15 protein-coding genes are annotated in these 18,075 nt (G+C 63.9%); 3 read left to right on the top strand and 12 right to left on the bottom strand.

Going from position 1 to position 18,075, the window contains the following annotated elements; genetic code table 11:
• Positions 1 to 31: 31 nt before the first annotated feature.
• Positions 32 to 1,144 carry a glycosyltransferase family 9 protein gene (locus AB5Y53_RS06490; RefSeq protein ID WP_368181384.1) on the bottom strand — a complete coding sequence of 371 codons (1,113 nt, stop codon included), beginning with the start codon at positions 1,142 to 1,144 and terminating at the stop codon, positions 32 to 34.
• Between the two features lie 177 nt (positions 1,145 to 1,321).
• On the opposite strand from AB5Y53_RS06490, the gene AB5Y53_RS06485 reads away from it, so the two are divergent.
• Positions 1,322 to 2,446 (top strand): HPP family protein, encoded by a 1,125-nt coding sequence (locus AB5Y53_RS06485; protein ID WP_042016596.1) that lies wholly within the window; start codon positions 1,322 to 1,324, stop codon positions 2,444 to 2,446.
• Between the two features lie 77 nt (positions 2,447 to 2,523).
• Here the strand turns inward: AB5Y53_RS06485 and AB5Y53_RS06480 are convergent, their stop codons facing one another.
• From AB5Y53_RS06480 to nrfA, 11 genes are all read right to left on the bottom strand, one after another.
• Positions 2,524 to 3,777: a D-amino acid dehydrogenase gene (locus tag AB5Y53_RS06480; protein ID WP_368181383.1), complete on the bottom strand. Its 1,254-nt coding sequence runs from the start codon at positions 3,775 to 3,777 to the stop codon at positions 2,524 to 2,526.
• Between the two features lie 153 nt (positions 3,778 to 3,930).
• Positions 3,931 to 5,451 carry a cryptochrome/photolyase family protein gene (locus AB5Y53_RS06475; protein WP_368181382.1) on the bottom strand — a complete coding sequence of 507 codons (1,521 nt, stop codon included), beginning with the start codon at positions 5,449 to 5,451 and terminating at the stop codon, positions 3,931 to 3,933.
• Entirely contained in the window at positions 5,451 to 5,591 is a 141-nt protein-coding gene (locus tag AB5Y53_RS06470) for a DUF2256 domain-containing protein (RefSeq protein WP_368181381.1), read from the bottom strand. The genes AB5Y53_RS06475 and AB5Y53_RS06470 overlap by 1 nt, the downstream gene beginning before the upstream one ends.
• A 161-nt stretch (positions 5,592 to 5,752) precedes the next feature.
• Positions 5,753 to 6,673 (bottom strand): serine hydrolase, encoded by a 921-nt coding sequence (locus tag AB5Y53_RS06465; protein ID WP_368181380.1) that lies wholly within the window; start codon positions 6,671 to 6,673, stop codon positions 5,753 to 5,755.
• 350 nt (positions 6,674 to 7,023) lie between these two features.
• A complete protein-coding gene (gene nrfF / locus AB5Y53_RS06460) occupies positions 7,024 to 8,214 on the bottom strand; it encodes a heme lyase NrfEFG subunit NrfF (protein WP_368181379.1) in 1,191 nt (396 codons plus the stop codon).
• Positions 8,211 to 8,798, bottom strand: coding sequence for a DsbE family thiol:disulfide interchange protein (locus AB5Y53_RS06455; protein WP_368181378.1), 588 nt, complete (start codon positions 8,796 to 8,798; stop codon positions 8,211 to 8,213). The genes nrfF and AB5Y53_RS06455 overlap by 4 nt, the downstream gene beginning before the upstream one ends.
• Entirely contained in the window at positions 8,795 to 10,759 is a 1,965-nt protein-coding gene (gene nrfE / locus AB5Y53_RS06450) for a heme lyase NrfEFG subunit NrfE (protein ID WP_368181446.1), read from the bottom strand. Before nrfE ends, AB5Y53_RS06455 begins: the two co-directional genes overlap by 4 nt.
• A gap of 174 nt (positions 10,760 to 10,933) precedes the next feature.
• Entirely contained in the window at positions 10,934 to 11,887 is a 954-nt protein-coding gene (gene nrfD, locus AB5Y53_RS06445) for a cytochrome c nitrite reductase subunit NrfD (RefSeq protein ID WP_368181377.1), read from the bottom strand.
• Between the two features lie 87 nt (positions 11,888 to 11,974).
• Complete coding sequence (gene nrfC / locus AB5Y53_RS06440) at positions 11,975 to 12,655, bottom strand: cytochrome c nitrite reductase Fe-S protein (RefSeq protein WP_368181376.1); 681 nt, start codon at positions 12,653 to 12,655, stop codon at positions 11,975 to 11,977.
• Positions 12,652 to 13,266, bottom strand: a complete 615-nt coding sequence (nrfB, locus tag AB5Y53_RS06435) for a cytochrome c nitrite reductase pentaheme subunit (RefSeq protein WP_368181375.1) — start codon at positions 13,264 to 13,266, stop codon at positions 12,652 to 12,654. The genes nrfC and nrfB overlap by 4 nt, the downstream gene beginning before the upstream one ends.
• 51 nt (positions 13,267 to 13,317) lie before the next feature.
• On the bottom strand, positions 13,318 to 14,760 hold the full coding sequence (gene nrfA / locus AB5Y53_RS06430) for an ammonia-forming nitrite reductase cytochrome c552 subunit (RefSeq protein ID WP_368181374.1): 1,443 nt from the start codon (positions 14,758 to 14,760) through the stop codon (positions 13,318 to 13,320).
• A 286-nt stretch (positions 14,761 to 15,046) separates the two neighbouring features.
• Between nrfA and AB5Y53_RS06425 the strand changes: the two genes are divergently transcribed.
• Together AB5Y53_RS06425 and AB5Y53_RS06420 are read left to right on the top strand one after the other, a co-directional pair.
• Positions 15,047 to 15,403 carry a hypothetical protein gene (locus tag AB5Y53_RS06425; protein ID WP_323910229.1) on the top strand — a complete coding sequence of 119 codons (357 nt, stop codon included), beginning with the start codon at positions 15,047 to 15,049 and terminating at the stop codon, positions 15,401 to 15,403.
• Positions 15,404 to 15,496: 93 nt separating this feature from the next.
• Positions 15,497 to 18,075: retention module-containing protein (locus AB5Y53_RS06420; protein WP_368181372.1), on the top strand; the 2,579-nt coding region annotated here is incomplete at its 3' end.

Genomic DNA, 18,075 nt, shown 5'->3' with positions numbered 1-18,075 from the left:
CAGCCTTCCCTCTTTTTTGCATGGCCGCTCCCTAGAGGGGGAGCAGGGCGGGGCGGGAGGCGGGCTGGTAGCGGGTGGGGGAAACCGACATCGTCACCGGGTGAGGGGCGCTTGCGAGCGCCTCGGCCAGCCACTGTTGGTCGAGGGGGATGGCATTGCGATCCTCGATCACCAGATTGAGGTGCTGGGCACCCAGGCACCCGTAGCGGGCGGGGTCGGTCTGGGTAAAGAGGCCAAGACAGGACACACCGCTGGCGGCAGCCAGGTGCAGGGGACCGGTGTCGGCGCTGACGAAGAGGGAGAGGCCGCCCGTGAAGCGGGCCAGCTCCCCCATGTTGCCAAGGGAAACGTGCACGTCCCCGAGCTGGTGTTGGGGGGCGGCGGGATCCGCGAGCTGGATCAGCAGGGCATCCGGGCTGTGACGGCGCAGATCCCCAAGCAACCGTTGCCACTGGGGAAGGGAGAGCCCCTTGCCCTTGCGGGCGCCGGTGAAAAAGCCGATCAGAGGACGGCCAGGATGGGCTCGTCGCAGCGCACTCAAGGTCGGGCTTGGCCCCTGCAACAGGCTGCCAAGGGGGATGGGGTCGGCCGGATTGCCCGATATGCCGAGCAGTTGCAGGGGCTGGTGGGCGTAGTGGCACTCACTGTCCGGAGCCTGCGGACGCGGGAAGATGAGATCCCCGTGGCCATCGTCGAAGCCGCATTTCTCACGGGCCTGTACCCAGGCGGCGATGAAGTGATCCGTACTGGAGGCGAAGGGGACGTAGACCCTGTCGTAGTGTTGGCGGCGCAGACGCGAGAGTGCCGAGAGGGCGCCCGGCAGGTGTCTGCCCTGCAACCGGATCTGATGAATGTGCCGCAGGGGCAGATCGGCCAGGAAGGGGAGCAGGGTGGTGGGGCTGCACACCAGCTCCAGCTCGGCGTGGGGATGGGCGCGATGAAGCTGGTGCAGGAAGGGCAGCAGGAAGAGGTTGTTGCCGATGCGGTGGGTGCTGCGAATGACCAGGATCCGGCGGGGTGCCTGCGAAGAGGGCGGCAATGCGCTGCGACTGGCAAGCCAGCCGAGCAGGGTTCGCTCCAGTCCCGCCGTCCAGACCCGGCGTTGGCCGTCGAAGCGGCGCAGGGCATCGTTGAGGTGAGTCATACCGTTGGGCTCCAGTGTTGGGATAGCGTAAAGGGTGCCAGCGGACTCTTAAGACAATGTTAAGAAGGGAAAAAGCGTGCGGATGATGGCCATGGCGGAGCGGGGTGCTGGTGCGGGACGGGGGAAAGTGGCTAGAATTGCGCATTTGAAATAAATGTTATCGCCAGCGGGAGCACCATGCAGTTCAGGGATTTTTTGCCGGTATCGACCAATACCAGCGTCAAAGAGAGTTGTTACGGCGCCCTTGGCGCCCTCATCGGCTTGCTCGGCACCGCCTTGCTGTGCCGCTGGGGGCTGGGGCTCGAGGTGCACTGGCTCATCGCCCCCATGGGGGCCTCCGCCGTGCTACTGTTTGCCGCGCCCGCCAGCCCCCTGGCCCAGCCCTGGTCCATCCTTGTGGGCAACGGGGTGTCGGCCCTGATGGGGGTATTGAGTGCGAGCCTGGTGCCGGACATGGCTATCGCTTCGGCCCTGGCGGTGATGCTGGCCATCGCCGCCATGTTCCTCACCCGCAGCCTGCACCCGCCCGGCGGCGCCGTGGCCCTGACCGCCGTCATCGGCGGCGAGGGGATCCGGGCGCTCGGGGTCGGCTACGTGCTGCTGCCGGTGCTGCTCAACTCCCTGTTGCTGCTGAGTCTGGGGCTCCTCTACAACCGCGCTCTGGGGCGTCGTTATCCCCATGGCGGCAAGGCGGCGCCCAATCGCCACCAGACGGCGGATCCTCAGCCGAGTGCCCGACTCGCCACCCAGGACATCGACTTTGCCCTGCAAAAACACGGGGAGCTGCTGGACATCAGCCGCCAGGATCTGCAAGAGCTGCTGCAGGAGGCCCAGCTTCACGCCCTGCGGGGGCGAGTGGGGACGGTGCGTTGCCAGGATGTGATGTCGCGGGATCTCGTCGTGACGACGCCACAGGCGCTCGCCATGGAAGCGTGGCATCTGCTCTCCCACCACCAGATCAAGGCGCTGCCGGTGGTGGATGAGGGGGAGAGGCTGGTCGGCATCATCACCCTGCACGACCTGATGATCGACCGGGCGGGTCACCAGCCGAGGGCGAAGGAGGCCCTTGAGCAGCAGCAGGTGGCGGATCTGATGACCCGGGAGGTGCAGACGGCGCGGCGCTACCAGCCTCTCTACGATCTGGTAGAGGCCTTCTCCGACGGGGGGCTGCACCACATGCCGGTGGTGGAGGGGGAGCAGCTGGTGGGCATCATCACCCAGTCCGACATGGTGGCGGCGCTCTTCACGCTGGCCCTGAAACCCGGACTGACGAGCGAGGAGGCGACCCCGGTGTCGTCGTAGCCAGGGGGCAAGAAAAAAGAGGGCGTGCCAGGCACGCCCTCTTTTTTCGCAGACTTGCACAGACGGGTGGCCAACGCCTAGCCGTAGCGGGCCAGGGTGAGCCCCTCGTCGCTGATATCCGGGGTATTGCCCGAGATGAGATCGCTGAGCAACCGGCCAGAGCCTGCCGCCATGGTCCAGCCCAGAGTGCCGTGGCCAGTATTGAGCCAGAGCCCGGGGATGGGGCTGGGCCCCACCAGGGGGGTGCCGTCCGGCGTCATGGGGCGCAGCCCGGTCCAGAAGGTGGCCTGCTCCAGATTTCCCCCCTGGGGGAAGAGATCCCTCACCACCATGGCCAGGGTATCGTGGCGTCTGGGGTTGAGCGCCAGGTTGAAGCCCGAGAGTTCGGCCATGCCGCCCACCCGGATCCGTTCGTCGAAGCGGGTGATGGCGACCTTGTAGGTCTCGTCCAGCACAGTGCTGCGCGGGGCGCCCTCGGCATCCGTCATCGGCAGGGTGAGGGAGTACCCCTTGACCGGGTAGACGGGGAGCTCAATTCCGAGGGGGCGCAGGAAGCCGGTGCCATAACTGCCGAGGGCACAGACGATGGCGTCGGCCTGGAAGCGCTGCTCGCCGGCACGGACCGCCACGGCGCGTCCCTTCGCGATCTCGACCTCGTCGATGGCGCAGTTGAAGACGAAGCTCACCCCGAGCTTGCGGGCCTCGTCCGCCAGGGCCTGGGTGAAGCGGAAGCAATCCCCCGTCTCGTCCCCCGGCAGGCGCAGGCCCCCCACCACCTTGCCACGTACCCTTGCCAGGGCGGGCTCGACCTCCTCGCAGCCGTCGGCATTCAGAGACTGATAGGGGACGCCGTACTCCTCGAGCACGGCGATGTCGCGCTGGCTGGCATCGAGCTGCGCCTGACTGCGAAACAGTTGCAGGGTGCCGAGCTGGCGCCCTTCGTAGTCGAGTGCGAGCTCGCCCCGCAACTGCTTCATGCAGTCGCGGCTGTATTCGGCCAGCCGCACCATGCGCCCCTTGTTGACCGCATAGGCCGCCGGCGTGCAGTTGGCGAACATCTTCAGCATCCAGCGCAGCTGGAAGGGGTCCGAGGTGGGCCGCACCGTGAAGGGGGCGTGCTTTTGCAGCAGCCATTTGGCGGCCTTGAGGGGAATGCCGGGGGCAGCCCAGGGGGAAGCATAACCCGGGGAGATCTGACCCGCGTTGGCATGGCTGGTTTCAAGGGCCACCCCGTCACGCCGCTCCAGCAGGGTCACCTTGTGACCGGCCTTGGCCAGATACCAGGCGCTGGTCACACCGACCACGCCACCACCGAGTACCACTATGTCCATCTTGTCTCTCCTTGACTGGGGCCTCCACCTTAATCAGCCGCCACAGGATATTCAACTGGTGTCGATGTCATTGGTGGTTATCGCTATTCACATTTTGTTAACTGGCTCTCAATGTTGTCATTTGCTCACTTTCTGGCATGAAATCCGGTCGATTCAGAGCCGTTCCAGGTGGAGCAGATGATGCTCTGCCGTCGTCAGGATGGCTTGCTGCTGTTCTGTGGTTTGGCCATCCCAGTTGGCATAGGGCAGGGCGAGGCGAGGGTTGTTGCCAAGTTTGTCCCGGTTGCGCCAGAGAAAGTGCCAATAGAGGCTGTTGAAGGGGCAGCTGTCCGGCCCGCTGCGGGCCTTCACCTGATAGTGACACCCCTTGCAGTAGTGGCCCATCCGCTCGAGATAGGCGCCGCTGCTGGCGTAGGGCTTGCTGCCCATCAGACCGCCATCGGCAAACTGGCTCATGCCGCGGGTGTTGGGCAGCTCCACCCACTCAATGGCGTCCACATAGATGCCCAGATACCAGGTATCCACCTCGTCAGGGTGGAGCCCCGCCAGCAAGGCGAAGTTGCCGGTCACCATCAGCCGCTGGATATGGTGGGCATAGGCGTGCTCCAGAGATTGTCGAATGGCGTGACGCACGCAGGCCATGCTGGTTTCTCCATTCCAGAAAAAACCGGGCAGGGGTCGTTCGGCCCCGAGAAAGTTGGTGCACCGATACTCGGGCATCTTTTCCCAGTAGAGGGCGCGGACAAACTCGCGCCAGCCGAGGATCTGGCGGATGAACCCCTCCACCTGCGCCAGGGAAATGGTGGCCTGATTGGCCTGCCAGTGAGCTTGCGCAGCGCGGATCACCTCGAGGGGATGGAGCATCTTGCTGTTCATGGAAAACGACAAGCGGCTGTGGAACAGGCTCCAGCCCCGCTCGCTCAGGGCATCCTGATAGCGACCGAAGTGGGGCAGGCAGTGTGCAAGGAAGTGTTCAAGCAGTGCGCGGCTCTGGCGCCGGGTGACGGGCCAGGGCAGGGCGTCGGCATCGGCACTGCCGATGGTGGCAACGCCGTGGCGGGTCAGCATGGCATCGATGTCGCTCACCTCGTTGGCAAAGGTGAGGGGCGCCGGGATGGGTTGGCTCGCCGGCAATTTGGCGCGATTCTCGGCATCGAAGTTCCAGCGCCCCCCAAGGGGCTGGCCGCGCTCATCGAGCAACACCCGGTACTGCTTTCGCAGGGCGCGGTAGAAGAACTCCATCCGGCTGTGGGGGTAGCGTCGCCAGCCATCGCGGGGGGTGAGAAAATGTTCGCTGTCCACCTCAGCGGTCGGGATGGCAAGGCCTGAGGCCCACTGGGTCAGCTGGCTTGCAAGGCGCCACTCGTCCGGGCTCTGCCAGGCGAAGCGCTCGGCCTGATGCGCTTGTAGCTGGGCCGCCAGCAAGCTCGGCAAATCGGGCCAGGGGGCGCTCTCATCGAGAGTCAGGTAGCAGACCCGGTGGCCCGCCTTGGTGAGGGCGGCGGCGAAGGCGCGCATGGCGGCAAAGAAGGCGAGCACCTTCTGGCGATGGTGGCGGCAGTAGTCGGTCTCCTGGCGCAGCTCCGCCATCAGGTAGCAGACAGCGGGATCCTGCGTGCGAAACCAGCTGTGACCTGCGTTCAGTTGATCCCCGAGAATGAGGCGCAGCTCCATCAGGGGTGCTCCTTCCGACGACGGCAGCGTTCGCTGCAATAGCGCACTTCCTGCCAGCAGCGGGCCCACTTGCGCCGCCAGGCAAAAGGACGAAGGCAGACGAGACAGATCTTCTCGGGTAGATGGGGTTTGAGGTGCATGTGGCGGCCCTGTTGATGCCCTTGGTTTCTCTCTGCCTCCTTAACGAAGCACCATACGGTCGGGATCACCGGGGGAGCAGAAAGAGGCAGCAGGCGGTGATTGCCACTCATGAAAAAGGCCCCCGCACCTGCCGGTTCGGGGGCCCTTGTTCTCGTAGCCGTTACTGGCTGCTGAAGAGCCTGGGCTGGGGAGTAGACTGCGCCGTCAGGGTCATGCGGCCCGAGGTTTCCAGCCAGCTCTTGATCTTTCTGGCATCGGCGACCCGTTCATCCGTGGTGTTGGCGTGAAGCAGTACCATGACCACGGGCTCGTTGTTGACCCGGGTTCCCATCACCAGGCAGCGCCCCGCCTCGCGTATATAACCGGTCTTGGAGACCAGAATGGGCCAGCTTCCTTCCCGTACCAGGCGGTTGGAGTTGAGGTAGTGTAGCTGGCGCTTGCCGTTGCGTACCAGACGCTGCTCGGAGGCGGTGTACTGGCGGATCAGCGGGTAGGTGGATGCGGCAGCAGCCAGTTTGGCGAGATCGTGTGCGGTGGAGACGTTGCGGGGGTTGAGCCCGGTGCTGTCGGCGAAATGGGTGCTCCACATGCCGAGCATGCGGGCCTTGGCATTCATTGCCTCGATAAAGGCTTTGCGACCACCCGGGTAGTGCCGTCCCAAGGCGGAGGCGGCGCGATTTTCAGAGGACATCAGTGCGATGTGCAGCATGTCGGCGCGACTCAGGCGAGAGCCCACCGCGAGGCGCGACCCCGTGCCCTTGAGTCTGTCCACGTCATCCATGGTGACGGTGAGGGGCTCGTTGAGGCGCTGATTGCCGTCCAGTACCACCAGCGCTGTCATCAGCTTGGTGATGGAGGCGATGGACATCACCCTGTTGGCGTTGCGCTCTGCCAGGGTCTCGCCGGTTTTCGGGTTGACGACCACGTAGGCATCGGATCTCAGCGGCAGGTTGCTGCGGGGTTCGAGCAGGCTGTTGGTGGAAGAAGAGGTCGCAGAAAACGGGTTGGCATGGGCGCTTTCCATGCTGGCGGGAAGGAGGAAGGCGCCGAGCAGCAAGGGAAGAAAAGGACGAAGGTTCATGGTTTGACTCTACTACGACTCACAGGGACATTTGGCTAAGTTATATGACGGTAATTGACGCTTCACAACGTCTGGTGGCCGGATATTTCCATTTTATGGGCCAGCGCACCTTGAAATCCCCCGCATCGGGGCTATTAGGCCCGACAAAGGGAGTCATATAGGCCTGTCAGGCCATGCCAGACACGCCACCACGGTGGCGCACTATATGCTGGCGAGGGGCGGGATGACGACTCTTTTTGCACCTTTCGGCGCCTTGGGATGATGAAGGGGTCGTTAATGGCGACCATGGCGATTAAAACGGCGCCCGGCAGGGAAGATGGCCCGCTGCATTATCGCCGTTTTGCCCCGCTTCATCCTCCCATCATCCTTGCGGTCTGAATGGCCTGGATCAGCGCGGCCCGATTGATGCGGGGGCGCTCCTCGTCCAGCAACTGCTGCCAGAGGGCGATGGCCTGGGAGTAGCGGCCGTGCAGGAAGTGATCGGAGGCGAGCAGCATCAGGGCGCTCACCTCGCCCTTGTCCTGCTTGAGCGCGCTATCAAGCAGACGCAGCGCCTCCGGGGTGAGCTGCTGGCCCGCTTGGTAGTAGAGCACGGTAGCCTGAGCTGCTTGAGTCGCGGCGCTGGCACCCCCTTCTTGCAGGGCGAGACGCTGGTAGGCGAGCAGGGCGTTCTCGTACTCGTCCCGATAGAGATAGAGCTGGCCGAGCGCCGCCCAGCCGTCGAGATCGGCGGGGTTGGCTTGCAGGCGCTGGTGCAAGGCGCCCAGCTCCTTGTCCTGCAGATCCCGCGGGCTCAATCCCGCCAGCGGATCGGGGCGCGACTGATAAGCCAGCCACGCCTGATAGCGGCCGGTGCCGGCATAAATACCGGCCATCATCGCCAGCAGCAGGCCTCCAAGCAGTATCCAGGTGCGCAGCCAGAGCTGCGGACGAGCGGTGCGATCTCTTACCAGCCGCTCGCGCAGGGCCTGCTCGGCAGGTGGGGTGGCGTTGGCGAGGCGGGCCAGTTCCAGCTCCCGGTAGAGGCGGCTGTGGGGGGCAAGCCCCGCCTGCTGCTCGGCCATGATCAGCCGGTTCAGCTCGGCCCTGGGGTCGTGGGCGAGCGCCCCCTCGGCTCTGTCGCCGATAAGCGGCACCCGCGCCGGTTGCCGGCGATGCAGGCTCCTGCGCAGGCGACTGAGCGCCAGCAACAGCAAGAGGGCGGGGCCGCCCCACAGCAGCGCCGTGCTGCGCTTGAAGGGGGGATCGTAGCGCACGAAATCGCCAAAGCGCTCCGTCATGCGGGCGATCACCTGCTCATCAGACTGCCCCTCGTCCACCCAGCGGTAGACCTCGAGCCGCAGATCTCGGGCGATGGGGGAGTTGGACTCCACCAGGTTCTGGTTCTGGCACTGGGGGCAGCGCAGGGCGCGGGCCAGCTCCTGAGCGCGGGTCTGCCGCTCGGGGTGGCGAAACTCATAGGTGTCGACCCCGCTGGCAAGGGTCCCGAGGCTCAAGGCCAGCAAGAGCGGCGCGATCAGGGCGTGGTCGAAGCGGCTCATGGCTTGCTCTCCTGCACTTGTCTCTCCACTTCTCTTTCCACTTCGGGCTGGCCGGTGGTGTTGCTGCGGGCCTTTGCAAGCAAGGGGGCAAACTGGCGTTGCCAGATGTCCCGGGTGAGCAGGCCGGTATGGCGGGTCAGCAGGGTGCCGTCGCCGGCGAAGAGATAGGTCTCCGGCGTGCCGTAGACGCCTAGCTCCAGTGCGAGTCGACCGTCGGGGTCGGCCAGCACGGCGCGATAGGGGTTGCCCGCCTCGGTGAGCCAGGCGCGGGCGGCATCCCCCTTGTCCCGGTAGCTGAGGCCATAGAGGGGCACGGCGCTGGCCAGCTCACCCAGCAGCGGATGCTCGGCGCGGCAGTTGGGGCACCAGCTGGCCCAGACGTTGAGCACGAAGGGGTCCCCCTTGAGCGCCGCGGTGTGGATGGGGGGGCCACCAAACAGATCGTCACTCTGCCACGCGGGCAGGGTGCGCCCTGCGACGGCCTCATCCTGGCTGTAGGGGTTGTTGCCAAGGCTGAGCCAGAGCAGGGCACCGAGCCCCAGGGTGAGCACGAGTGGCACGAACAGGCGCAGACGGGCTCTCATGGTGCCTCCTTGGGGAGCAAGCCCGCGACTTGATGTGCAGAGGTCTGCGGTTGGGCTGCCAGCAATGGCTTGCGCCCCAGCAAACGCAGGGCACCGCCCGTCATCATCAACAGGCCACCGAGCCAGATCCAGCGCACCAGCGGCTTGTAGTGCAGCCGCATGGCATAGGCGCCGGGCCCCATCTTCTCACCAAGCACCACGTAGAGATCGCCGAGCATTCCCCACGCAATGCCGGGTTCGTTCATGTTCATGGTGCGCACGCTGTAGTGACGCCGCTCCGGCGTCAGCCGCGCCACCTCTTTACCGTCCTTGTGCACGCTGAGCGTGATGTGCTCGGCGGTGTAGTTGGGGCCGATGATGGGCTCGCTCCCCTCATAGCGAAACTCGAAGGCGCCGAGCCGATAGGGTTGGCCTGCGGCGAGCACGGCGCCCCCCTCCTGACTGTGGTGACTCACCTGCGCAATGCCGAGGGCGCACACCGCCACCCCGAGGTGGGCCAGCAGGCTGCCAAGCCGATTGAGGGTGAGCTCGCGCAGGGCGACCGGTTGCAAGAGCGGGAGCAGCAGGCTGGCCATCAGCCAGAGGCTCAGCGCGTTGGCCGCAAGCCCGAGCCAGCTTGCCCGCAGCTGCTCTGGATAGGCGAGGCTCAGCAAGGTACCCCCCAGCAGGCCGAACAGGCATGGGAGCAGCACCTTGATGCGGCGCTGGGCTGCCAGATGCTGCCAGCGCAGGCGTGGCAGCTGGGTCATCAGCGCCATCAGGCAGAGGGCCAGCGGCACGAAGATGGTATTGAAATAGGGGGCGCCCACCGAGAGCGAGCCCAGATGGAGCGACTGGAACACCATGGGGTAGAAGGTGCCGAGCAGCACGCTGGCGCAGGCCACGCAAAGCAGCAGGATGGTGGCACCGAGCAGCCCCTCTTTTGACAGCAAGCCGAAGCGGGCGTAGGGGGCGCGAATGTCTGCGCGCAGGGCAAACAGGGTGAGGGCGCAGGTCAATAGCAAGCCGAGCAGCAACAAGAGGGTGAGGCCGCGGCTGGGGTCCACCGCAAAGGCGTGCACCGAGGTAAGCACCCCGGAGCGCACCACGAAGGTGCCGAGCAGGCTCAGTGAAAAGGTGAAGATGGATAGCAGCAGCACGGCGTGGCCGTAAGCGCCGCGCTTCTCGCACACCACCAGGGCGTGCAGCAGTGCGGTGCCAAGCAGCCAGGGCAAGAGGGAGGCATTTTCCACCGGATCCCAGAACCACCAGCCGCCCCAGCCGAGCTCGTAGTAGGCCCACCAGGAGCCCAGCACGATGCCGGCGGTGAGAAACACCCAGGATCCGAGCGCCCAGGGGCGGCTCCAGTGGGCCACGGCGCCATCGAGCCGACCGGAGTGCAGCGCCGCCATGGCGAAGGCGAAGTTGACCGCAAAGCCGACGTAGCCGAGATAGAGCAGGGGCGGGTGGATGATGAGGCCGATATCCTGCAGCATGGGGTTGAGATCGCGCCCCTCCAGCGGCCCCGGGAACTGGCGGTCAAACGGGCTGGAGAAGATCAGGGTATAGAGACCGAACAGCCCGACGATCAGCCCCATGATGGCCAATACCCGGGTTGTGATCAGCGGATCGACCCGCCTGGAGCAAAGAGCTACCAAAGCGCCCCACAGCCCCAGCGCAAAGACGAAGAACAGCATGGAGCCCTCGTGGCCGCCCCACACGGCCGCCAGCTTGAAGCCAAGGGGCAGGGCGCTGTTGGCGTGCTGGGCCACATAGACCAGGGTGAAGTCATCCTGGCCAAAACAGCTGGCGAGCAGCAGCAGGGCGGCCCCGAGCAGGAGCGCGACCAGGATGGCCAGCGGCTTTGCGCAGCCCAGCAGCGGCCGTGAGGCGAGCCGCAATCCCAGCCAGGGCAGCAGCCCTTGCAGCAGGGCGAGCCCGGTCGCCAGCAACAGTGAGAGATAGCCGAGCTCCGCCAGCACACAACCTCCAGGATCAATCTTTGATGTCATTCATGTCATGCCACACACGCCGCGTCGTCTCCCTTTGGGGGAACACATTGCCAAGCAACGGGTGTGGCATCACCAGAAATCCATTGGGCCAGCAACAAACCAGCGCCAGTCACCCGAGGGTGGCTGGCGCTGGTGATCATACCTTTAAACTACCGTCATCTGGCCGGCATAGAGCACGAAGTAGCGCAGCAGCAGGATCCCCACCAGGGTCAGGCTGCAGACCAGCACCAGATAGCCGTTTTTGGCCCGCAGCGGCGCGGGGGCCAGCAGAGCCAGCAACTGGGGCAGCAGCATGCCGATGCCCACCACCCCGAGCCAGAACACCTGAGCCCAGAAGCCGCTGCCGATGGCGGCCCACATGGCAGCCTCCTTCTGGCCGCCACCGAAGTAGAGGCCGGTAAAGAAGCAGACCAGCAGCAACACCTCCACCGCCAGCACCGGCCGCTCGAAGCGATGCACGAAGCTCACCCCTTGGCTGTGATGGTTCTCCTTGAAGAGCGTCACCGCCAGCAAGATGGTGGAGGCGATGCCGGAGCTGACGCCGGAGATGAGAAACAGCACCGGCAGCACCGGGTTGTTCAACAGCGGATAGGTCTTGAGCGCGGAGAGCAGAAAGCCGGTGTAGGCCCCCAAGAGCACGGCAAGCAGCAGCAAGAGCGGCGCCAGCAGCCGCTCGATGCGGGCAAGCCAAGCGATGAGATCATCCACAAAGGCGAACTTCTCTTGCAGCAGGTGACTGCGCAATGTCTCGATCTCGGCCCGAAACACCACCGCCAGCCAGGCGAACAGCACCGCCATGTAGACCTGAAACAGCATGACCCCCATCGACATCACGGAGTCGAACTGGTAGTGGAACATCAGCTTCCAGAAGGTCCAGGGGCGGGCCAAGTGGAAGATGAGGATCAGTAACCCCAGCACCACGCTCACCGGCGCCAGAATGGCGGTCGCCTTGATGATGCCGCTCTCGCTGCCGGCCCCCTTGCGGCGCAGCAGCACCGAGAGGGTGGTGGCCCCGGCGGAGATGCCGAGCAGAAAGAGATAGATGGCGATCGGCCAGTCCCAGACAAGTGAAGGGAAGTGAAATGCATCATGCAACATGATCCATTCCTCCTTCTGTTACTGCGGTAGATGGCGATCGGACAAATCCCCACACAAGGGAAGGGAAGTGAAATGCCTCTTGCATCGTCATGACTTTATCTCCCCTTTGGGCACGCGGTACATCTTGGGCGAGGTGCCGAGTGCCTGCTTGTAGCGATAGGTGGTCTCCTTTACCAGCCGTTTGGAGATGTGGCTGTCCGGGTCATCCAGATTGCCGAACACCAGCGCCTTGGTGGGGCAGGATTCCACGCAGGCCGGCTCCTTGCCCGCCGCCAGGTTGGTCTTGCGGCAAAAGTCGCACTTGTCGGCAACCTTGGTCACAGGGTTGATAAAGCGCACCTGATAGGGGCAGGCGGCCAGACAGTACATGCAGCCGACGCAGAGATCCGGGTTGACGTCGACGATGCCATCCTCCTTGCGGATATGGGAGGCACCGGTCGGGCAGACGTGCACGCAGGGAGCGTTGTCGCAGTGCTGGCAGGACTTGCGAAAGAAGTGGTACTCGGCATCGGGGAAGGTGCCGATGGGGCCGGAGCGGATGATCTCGAGGCGCGAGACCCCCTCTGGCACCTGATTCACCTCCCGGCAGGCATCCATGCAGGCGGTACAGCCGATGCAGGCCGTCTCGTCGTGGATCATGCCATAGCGTACCCCGTCGACGGTCTGGCTGTGGGCGAGGGGGGTGGCAAGGGAGCGAGTCGGCCCTGTCATCATGATGAGGGCCCCCGCACTCATCCCCGCCATGAAGTGACGGCGAGAGCAGCTCATTGTGCCTCCTTGCCCGAGGTGGTGTTCGCCTTGGCCGCCTTGACGACCTCATGCTGCTTGCTGTGGCAGTCGACGCAGAGCTTGATGCGGGACTTCTCCGGGATCGCCACCATGGGCTCCTTGGCCGGGTGCAGCTGGTGGCAGCTGGTGCAGGTGAGCTTGGTGGCGTGCACGTCGTGGGCCCAGAGCGCCTCGCGAAGCACTTTGGGCTCGTGACAGCTCATGCAGACCCCGTTCTGCTCGGCGATGGGGTAGCGCTCGGTGCTCTGTTTGTTATTGAAGCTGTCGCTAAAGCGCATCACGTCCTTGACCCCTTCCCGGTGCTGGGGGGAGGGCTGACCATGACAGTTGGTGCAGGTGACCGGCGCCAGGTTGTTGGGGTTGGTCGCCTGGCCGTGCTTGCCGTGCATGCCTTCGACCTGCTCCTTGTGGCAGTCGGTGCAAGCCTTGTCGGCACTGCGCAGAAATTCCACTTCATGTGTGGCAGAGACAAGTGTGGCAGAGAGGGCCGCAGGGGCGTTCGCCGCATCGGCGGCCTGACCCTGCAGGCTGGTCAGCAGCATGGCTGCCATCAGCATCAGTCGTAAGAAATCCATTGTTAAATCACCCATAGGAAGCCTCCATCCGGCTGCGGGCCCGACACTGCAGGCCCGCATGCCTCGTCATTGTGCGAGCCGTCCGGCCGCTTTGGCCTCGGCATCCCAGGCGGGGACTGTGGTCTTGAGGAACTGGGCCTTGTCGCTGTTCATCTGCTTCATGTCCATGCCAAGAGCGGCCTGGGCCTTCTCCTTGCTGGAGATGTCAGGAATGGCGATCTCGTGGCTGATCCCCTTGGCGGCCAGCAGGCGTGCCAGCTTGGTGCGGGCGTCGGCGGCCTTGTCCAGGGCGGTTCCCAGCATGCGCAGCGCCACTTCCGGGGCGTGCATCTGCACCCCGTGGGAGGCGATGGAGAAGTCCCAGCGCCATTGGGCGTGACGGATGTCCTGCAGAATGTCCTTCATCTCGGCCTCGGTGGCGCCGGCATCCCAGGCGGCCTTGGCTTCAAAGTGGGCGTGCACCAGCTGCTTCTCGACTTTGAGCTTGATCTCGGTGACGGCATCCTTGCGCTGCTTGACCACCCCTTGCAGCATCTCTTTGCTCTGGGTGTGGCAGTTGCGGCAGGTCTGATCGAAGCGATCGAAGGGGTTGCCTACCTTATGATCGGTGTAGACCTTGCCCTGTTCGTTCTGCACCTTGGGCATGTGGCAGTCGACGCAGGCGACGTTGTTCTGGCCGTGAATGCCGGCGCGCCAGGTCTCGTACTCGGGGTGCTGGGCTTTGAGCATGGGGGTCTTGGAGAGGGCATGGGTCCAGTCGGCAAAGCCGATTTCATCGTAATACTGCTCCATCTGCTCAACAGTCGTACCCTTGTCCCAGGGGAATTTCACCGCCTTGGTGGGGCCGCTGAAGTAGTACTCCACGTGGCACTGGCCGCACACCTGAGACTGCTGATCGAAGCGCCCCTGCTCCTTGAACGGCTTGCCGATGGCGGTCATGGCCCGGTCGGCATAGGGACGGGAGAGGTGCAGGGCGGGTTTCCCTTCCTTGAACTCTTTCGAGGCGGTGTCGTGGCAGTCGGCGCAGCCGATGGTGTTGACGATCTCGGGGCCGCCTTTTGCCCACATCCCCTTGAAGTAGCCATCCTCACCCTTCTCGTCGATGACGCGGGCCACGTCCGGGCCTTTGCAGCTCCAGCAGGCCATGGGCAGCGGACCGTCTTCGGCAGTCTTGGGGGCGCCGGTGCGCAGGGTTTCCCGCACGTCGGTCAGCGCATAGAAGTGGCCGCGCGGCTTGTTGTAATCCTTGGAGAAGGGGTAGCCGGCCCAGAGCACCACCATCTGCGGATCTTCCGCCAGGGCATCGGTGCGCTCGCGGTTCTCGCTGGTGCCTTTCCAGCTGGTGAACTGATCGGCGTGATCCTTGGCGAACAGCTCGCTGCGCGCCTCAATCTTCCCTTTGGGGGCATTGTCGTCTGCCTGTGCCAGACTGCCTGCACCCAGCAGGACGGTCAGCAGCAGGGCCGCCAGCCCTGGTCGAAATAGCTTGTCATATGAACCCACGGTCATCACTCCCAGATAAAAAGTCCATGTCGGGCCTGACCGTTCCATCTTGGTGTGGACATCTGTGCTCATCATCGACGGGCATGGCAGGCCGATCCATTGTTATGGCTGCATATAAATTGGTATTTATGCAATTGCTCGGGGGAATAATACCAAATGGGTAAAATGGATAATCATTTATCCCCGTGGGAGTTGCGCTAGATCAATTGAGGGGGGTGAGGGATGCCAAAAGTGCGATCCAGGTGGAATTATTGAACCTCATCCGAGGGTTATTTCCACCCGTTCTCTTTTGATGAAAATAGGTAAAAACGATGTTCATCATGCTGGCGAGGGGAGCAGGGCAAGAGGCTGCGGGCAGATACAGCGCATGACGGGAGAGAGCGAACCGATTTTATTGAATTTAAATTCAATTTTTGGCTTGAAAAAGGAGGGGCGATGCTTCGGTTTTCCATCCCCATGGCCCCTGTCAAGGGGCTCTGTGACAGAAGCTGTCGTAGAAATGGGTGCCAAGAGAGCCATCTATTTTTATAAAAGAGAAATTAAGGGCTTTATTCCAGCATATTCGCGGCCTGGTAGCGTCTTATTGAATTTAATAGGACGGTTGGCGGCATTTACTTTCGATATTATCGAAAATGACGAAGGGTTATAGGGGGTGATTGACGGTAAAATAGCAGCCTGTCACGGAGACTTTCCCTTTACGCTTCATGTGCTGGGAAGTCTGTGTTTACCCGTTGGAGGATATATGGCCGAGCTGCGAATCGATAAACCGACTCTTATTGCCAAGGTGGAGGGCGCCGTGTTTGTGATGGATGCGGACGGCTCTTTGCGCCGTGCGACCCCTGGCATGCAACTGGAGCCCGGGATGCGCCTGCTCACCGAATCCGACGGACAGGTGGAGCTGGCGGAGGCTGGCAGCGAACGCCCCGAGCCCACCCAGCCCGAGGCGGCACTGCCCGCCGGTGCCGATGCCGAGCTGGCGAGCCTCCAGGAGGCGATCCGCCAGGGGGCAGACCCGACCAAATTGTTTGAAGAGACGGCGGCCGGTAACGCGGCGGCCGCTACGGTTGGCGGTGTGGCCGGCTCCAGCGCCGGCGGTTTCGTGGTGGTGGATCGTATCAATGATGCGACCCTGGCCGAGGCGGGATTTGACACCGGCCATGAGGCGCGCCAGCCGGGCGACGAGTTGCTCTATGCCGAAGATCAGGATCTGCTGGCCGCCATCACCATCACAGAGCCCCAGACCGACGACAACATCATCAATGCCGACGAGGCGACCGGCGTCATCATTCGCGGCTTTGTCGAGGACGTGGAAGTCGGCCAGACCGTCACCGTCACCCTGATAGACCAAGATGGCAATCGCCTGACCACCACCACAGTGGTGCTGCCCGGCTTCGTCTGGGAGGCAAACTTCGGCGACGTCACTGGCAAGCTGGTGGACGGCCCCCTGACCATCCAGGCCGATACCCAAGATGCAGCCGGCAACCGGGCCAGCGACACCGGCCAGACCCTGCTCGACACCATCACCACCATTACCCTGGATTTGGCGGACGAGAGCGACACCGGCACCAGCCAGACCGATGATCTGACCCGCGACACCACACCACTTCTGCAAGGGAAGGGGGAGCCTGGCGCTACCGTTACCCTGACCCTGGAAGGCAAGGTGATGGCCGTGCTCACCGTGGATGGCAACGGCAACTGGCAATATCAGATCCCCGATACCCTGGCCGATGGCGCCCATGATTTTCGCGTCGATGCGTTGGACATCGCGGGCAACCGGGCCAGTGACACCCTGACGGTGACGGTGGATACCCGTGCCGCCATCGACATCGACGATCTCGATACCGACAGCATTCTCGGCCATGACAAGGTCACCCTGAGCGGCAGTACCACGGACGTGGAGGCGGGGCAGCGGGTGACCATCACCCTGGTTGGCCAGAATGGCCAGACCCTCTTCAGCGGCAGTGCCCTGGTGGGCAGTGACGGCCGCTGGCAACTGGGAGGCCTGGATCTCTCCAGCATCCAGGGCCCCTACGAGGTACGCGCCGAGGTGACGGATCTGGCGGGCAACCGGGTTATTGACGGGGCTCCCCTCATCGGTCAGAGCGATACCCTGACCCTCTCCGAGGCGGATCTCGCCAAGGGGCCGGTGAGTGCCACCGGATCCCTGCACACCGGAGCCGGGCTTGATGGCAACCTGCAGGTGAGTTTTGCCGCCGATCAAGGTGCCCTCAATCAGCTTGGCCTGACCAGCCACGGGACGGCGCTCGCCTACCAGGTCAGCGGCCAGACCCTCACCGCCAGCGCGGGGGGCGTGACCGTCTTCACCCTGACCCTGGCCAACGACGGCAGCTATCGCATCGTCTGGAACCAGAGCCTGGATCACGGCCAGGATAGCCTGAGCCTGCCCTTTGCCCTGGAGTACCGCGACAGCGACGGGGATCGGGTGAGCGCCAATCTCACCGTCAACCTGGTGGACAGCACACCACCGGACTTCACCATCGCCCCCATCAGCCTCACGGAGGATGATTTCACCAATCCGGCGGCGGTGGTGGGACAGAGCCAGTTCGTGGTGGGCCATCAGTCCGATCCCTTGGTGGCAACAAGTGCCGTCTTCGCGGATCAGAGTGCAACCCTGGCCCGTCTCAACGGCAGCGGCATCAGCAGCGACGGCCACGCCTTGACCTTCGAATTCACCGGCGATCGCCTGCTGACGGGGTATTACCTGGATGGCAATGGCAAGCGGGTCGAGGTGCTGAAGGCCGAGCTGACCGCCAGCCAACAGGGCAGTGATATCGGCGGCAATGTCACCGTCTCCCTCAATGGGCCTCTGGATCATCAGGGCAGCGACCAGCTCTCCCTCGGGCTCACCGTTTCCGCCAAGGAGATAGACGGCGACGAGACCCGCGCCGACCTGGTTGTCTCCATCAGTGACGGTGTGGATCCCCGCCTTGGCATCGACAGCGGGGTCACCTTGCAGGAAGGGGCTTCTGGCCAGACCCTGGATGGCCAGCTGCCAGTGAGCGTGGGCAGTGATCGCCTGGTGTCGCTCAACTTCGAGGCGAACCAGCCCGGCCTGAATGGCCTCACCAGCGGCGGCCAGCCGACCCACTATCAGGTCAATGGCAACGTCATCACCCTGCTGGATGCGGGCGGCAAGACCATTCTGACCGTGACCCTGGGGCTGGATGGCAAGTACCAGGTGGTGCTCGACGGCGTGCTGGATCAGCCGGTCAGCACCAACAGCGTCAACCTGGGGCTGCAAGTACAGGGCACCGACTTTGACGGGGACAAGAGCAACCTTGGCACCCTCAATATCCATAT

Source organism: Aeromonas sp. R7-5 (genome assembly GCF_040908015.1).
GTDB classification, from domain to species: Bacteria; Pseudomonadota; Gammaproteobacteria; order Enterobacterales; family Aeromonadaceae; genus Aeromonas; species Aeromonas caviae.
This window is presented reverse-complemented; position numbering and strand designations above follow the sequence as displayed.

Excerpts from the sequence above, each read along its gene's own strand:
- AB5Y53_RS06490 (WP_368181384.1), bottom strand. The coding sequence starts at position 1,144 with ATGACTCACCTCAACGATGCCCTGCGCCGCTTCGACGGCCAACGCCGG.
- AB5Y53_RS06485 (WP_042016596.1), top strand. The coding sequence starts at position 1,322 with ATGCAGTTCAGGGATTTTTTGCCGGTATCGACCAATACCAGCGTCAAA.
- AB5Y53_RS06480 (WP_368181383.1), bottom strand. The coding sequence starts at position 3,777 with ATGGACATAGTGGTACTCGGTGGTGGCGTGGTCGGTGTGACCAGCGCC.
- AB5Y53_RS06475 (WP_368181382.1), bottom strand. The coding sequence starts at position 5,451 with ATGGAGCTGCGCCTCATTCTCGGGGATCAACTGAACGCAGGTCACAGC.
- AB5Y53_RS06470 (WP_368181381.1), bottom strand. The coding sequence starts at position 5,591 with ATGCACCTCAAACCCCATCTACCCGAGAAGATCTGTCTCGTCTGCCTT.
- AB5Y53_RS06465 (WP_368181380.1), bottom strand. The coding sequence starts at position 6,673 with ATGAACCTTCGTCCTTTTCTTCCCTTGCTGCTCGGCGCCTTCCTCCTT.
- nrfF (WP_368181379.1), bottom strand. The coding sequence starts at position 8,214 with ATGAGCCGCTTCGACCACGCCCTGATCGCGCCGCTCTTGCTGGCCTTG.
- AB5Y53_RS06455 (WP_368181378.1), bottom strand. The coding sequence starts at position 8,798 with ATGAGAGCCCGTCTGCGCCTGTTCGTGCCACTCGTGCTCACCCTGGGG.
- nrfD (WP_368181377.1), bottom strand. The coding sequence starts at position 11,887 with ATGTTGCATGATGCATTTCACTTCCCTTCACTTGTCTGGGACTGGCCG.
- nrfC (WP_368181376.1), bottom strand. The coding sequence starts at position 12,655 with ATGAGCTGCTCTCGCCGTCACTTCATGGCGGGGATGAGTGCGGGGGCC.
- nrfB (WP_368181375.1), bottom strand. The coding sequence starts at position 13,266 with ATGGGTGATTTAACAATGGATTTCTTACGACTGATGCTGATGGCAGCC.
- nrfA (WP_368181374.1), bottom strand. The coding sequence starts at position 14,760 with ATGACCGTGGGTTCATATGACAAGCTATTTCGACCAGGGCTGGCGGCC.
- AB5Y53_RS06425 (WP_323910229.1), top strand. The coding sequence starts at position 15,047 with ATGAAAATAGGTAAAAACGATGTTCATCATGCTGGCGAGGGGAGCAGG.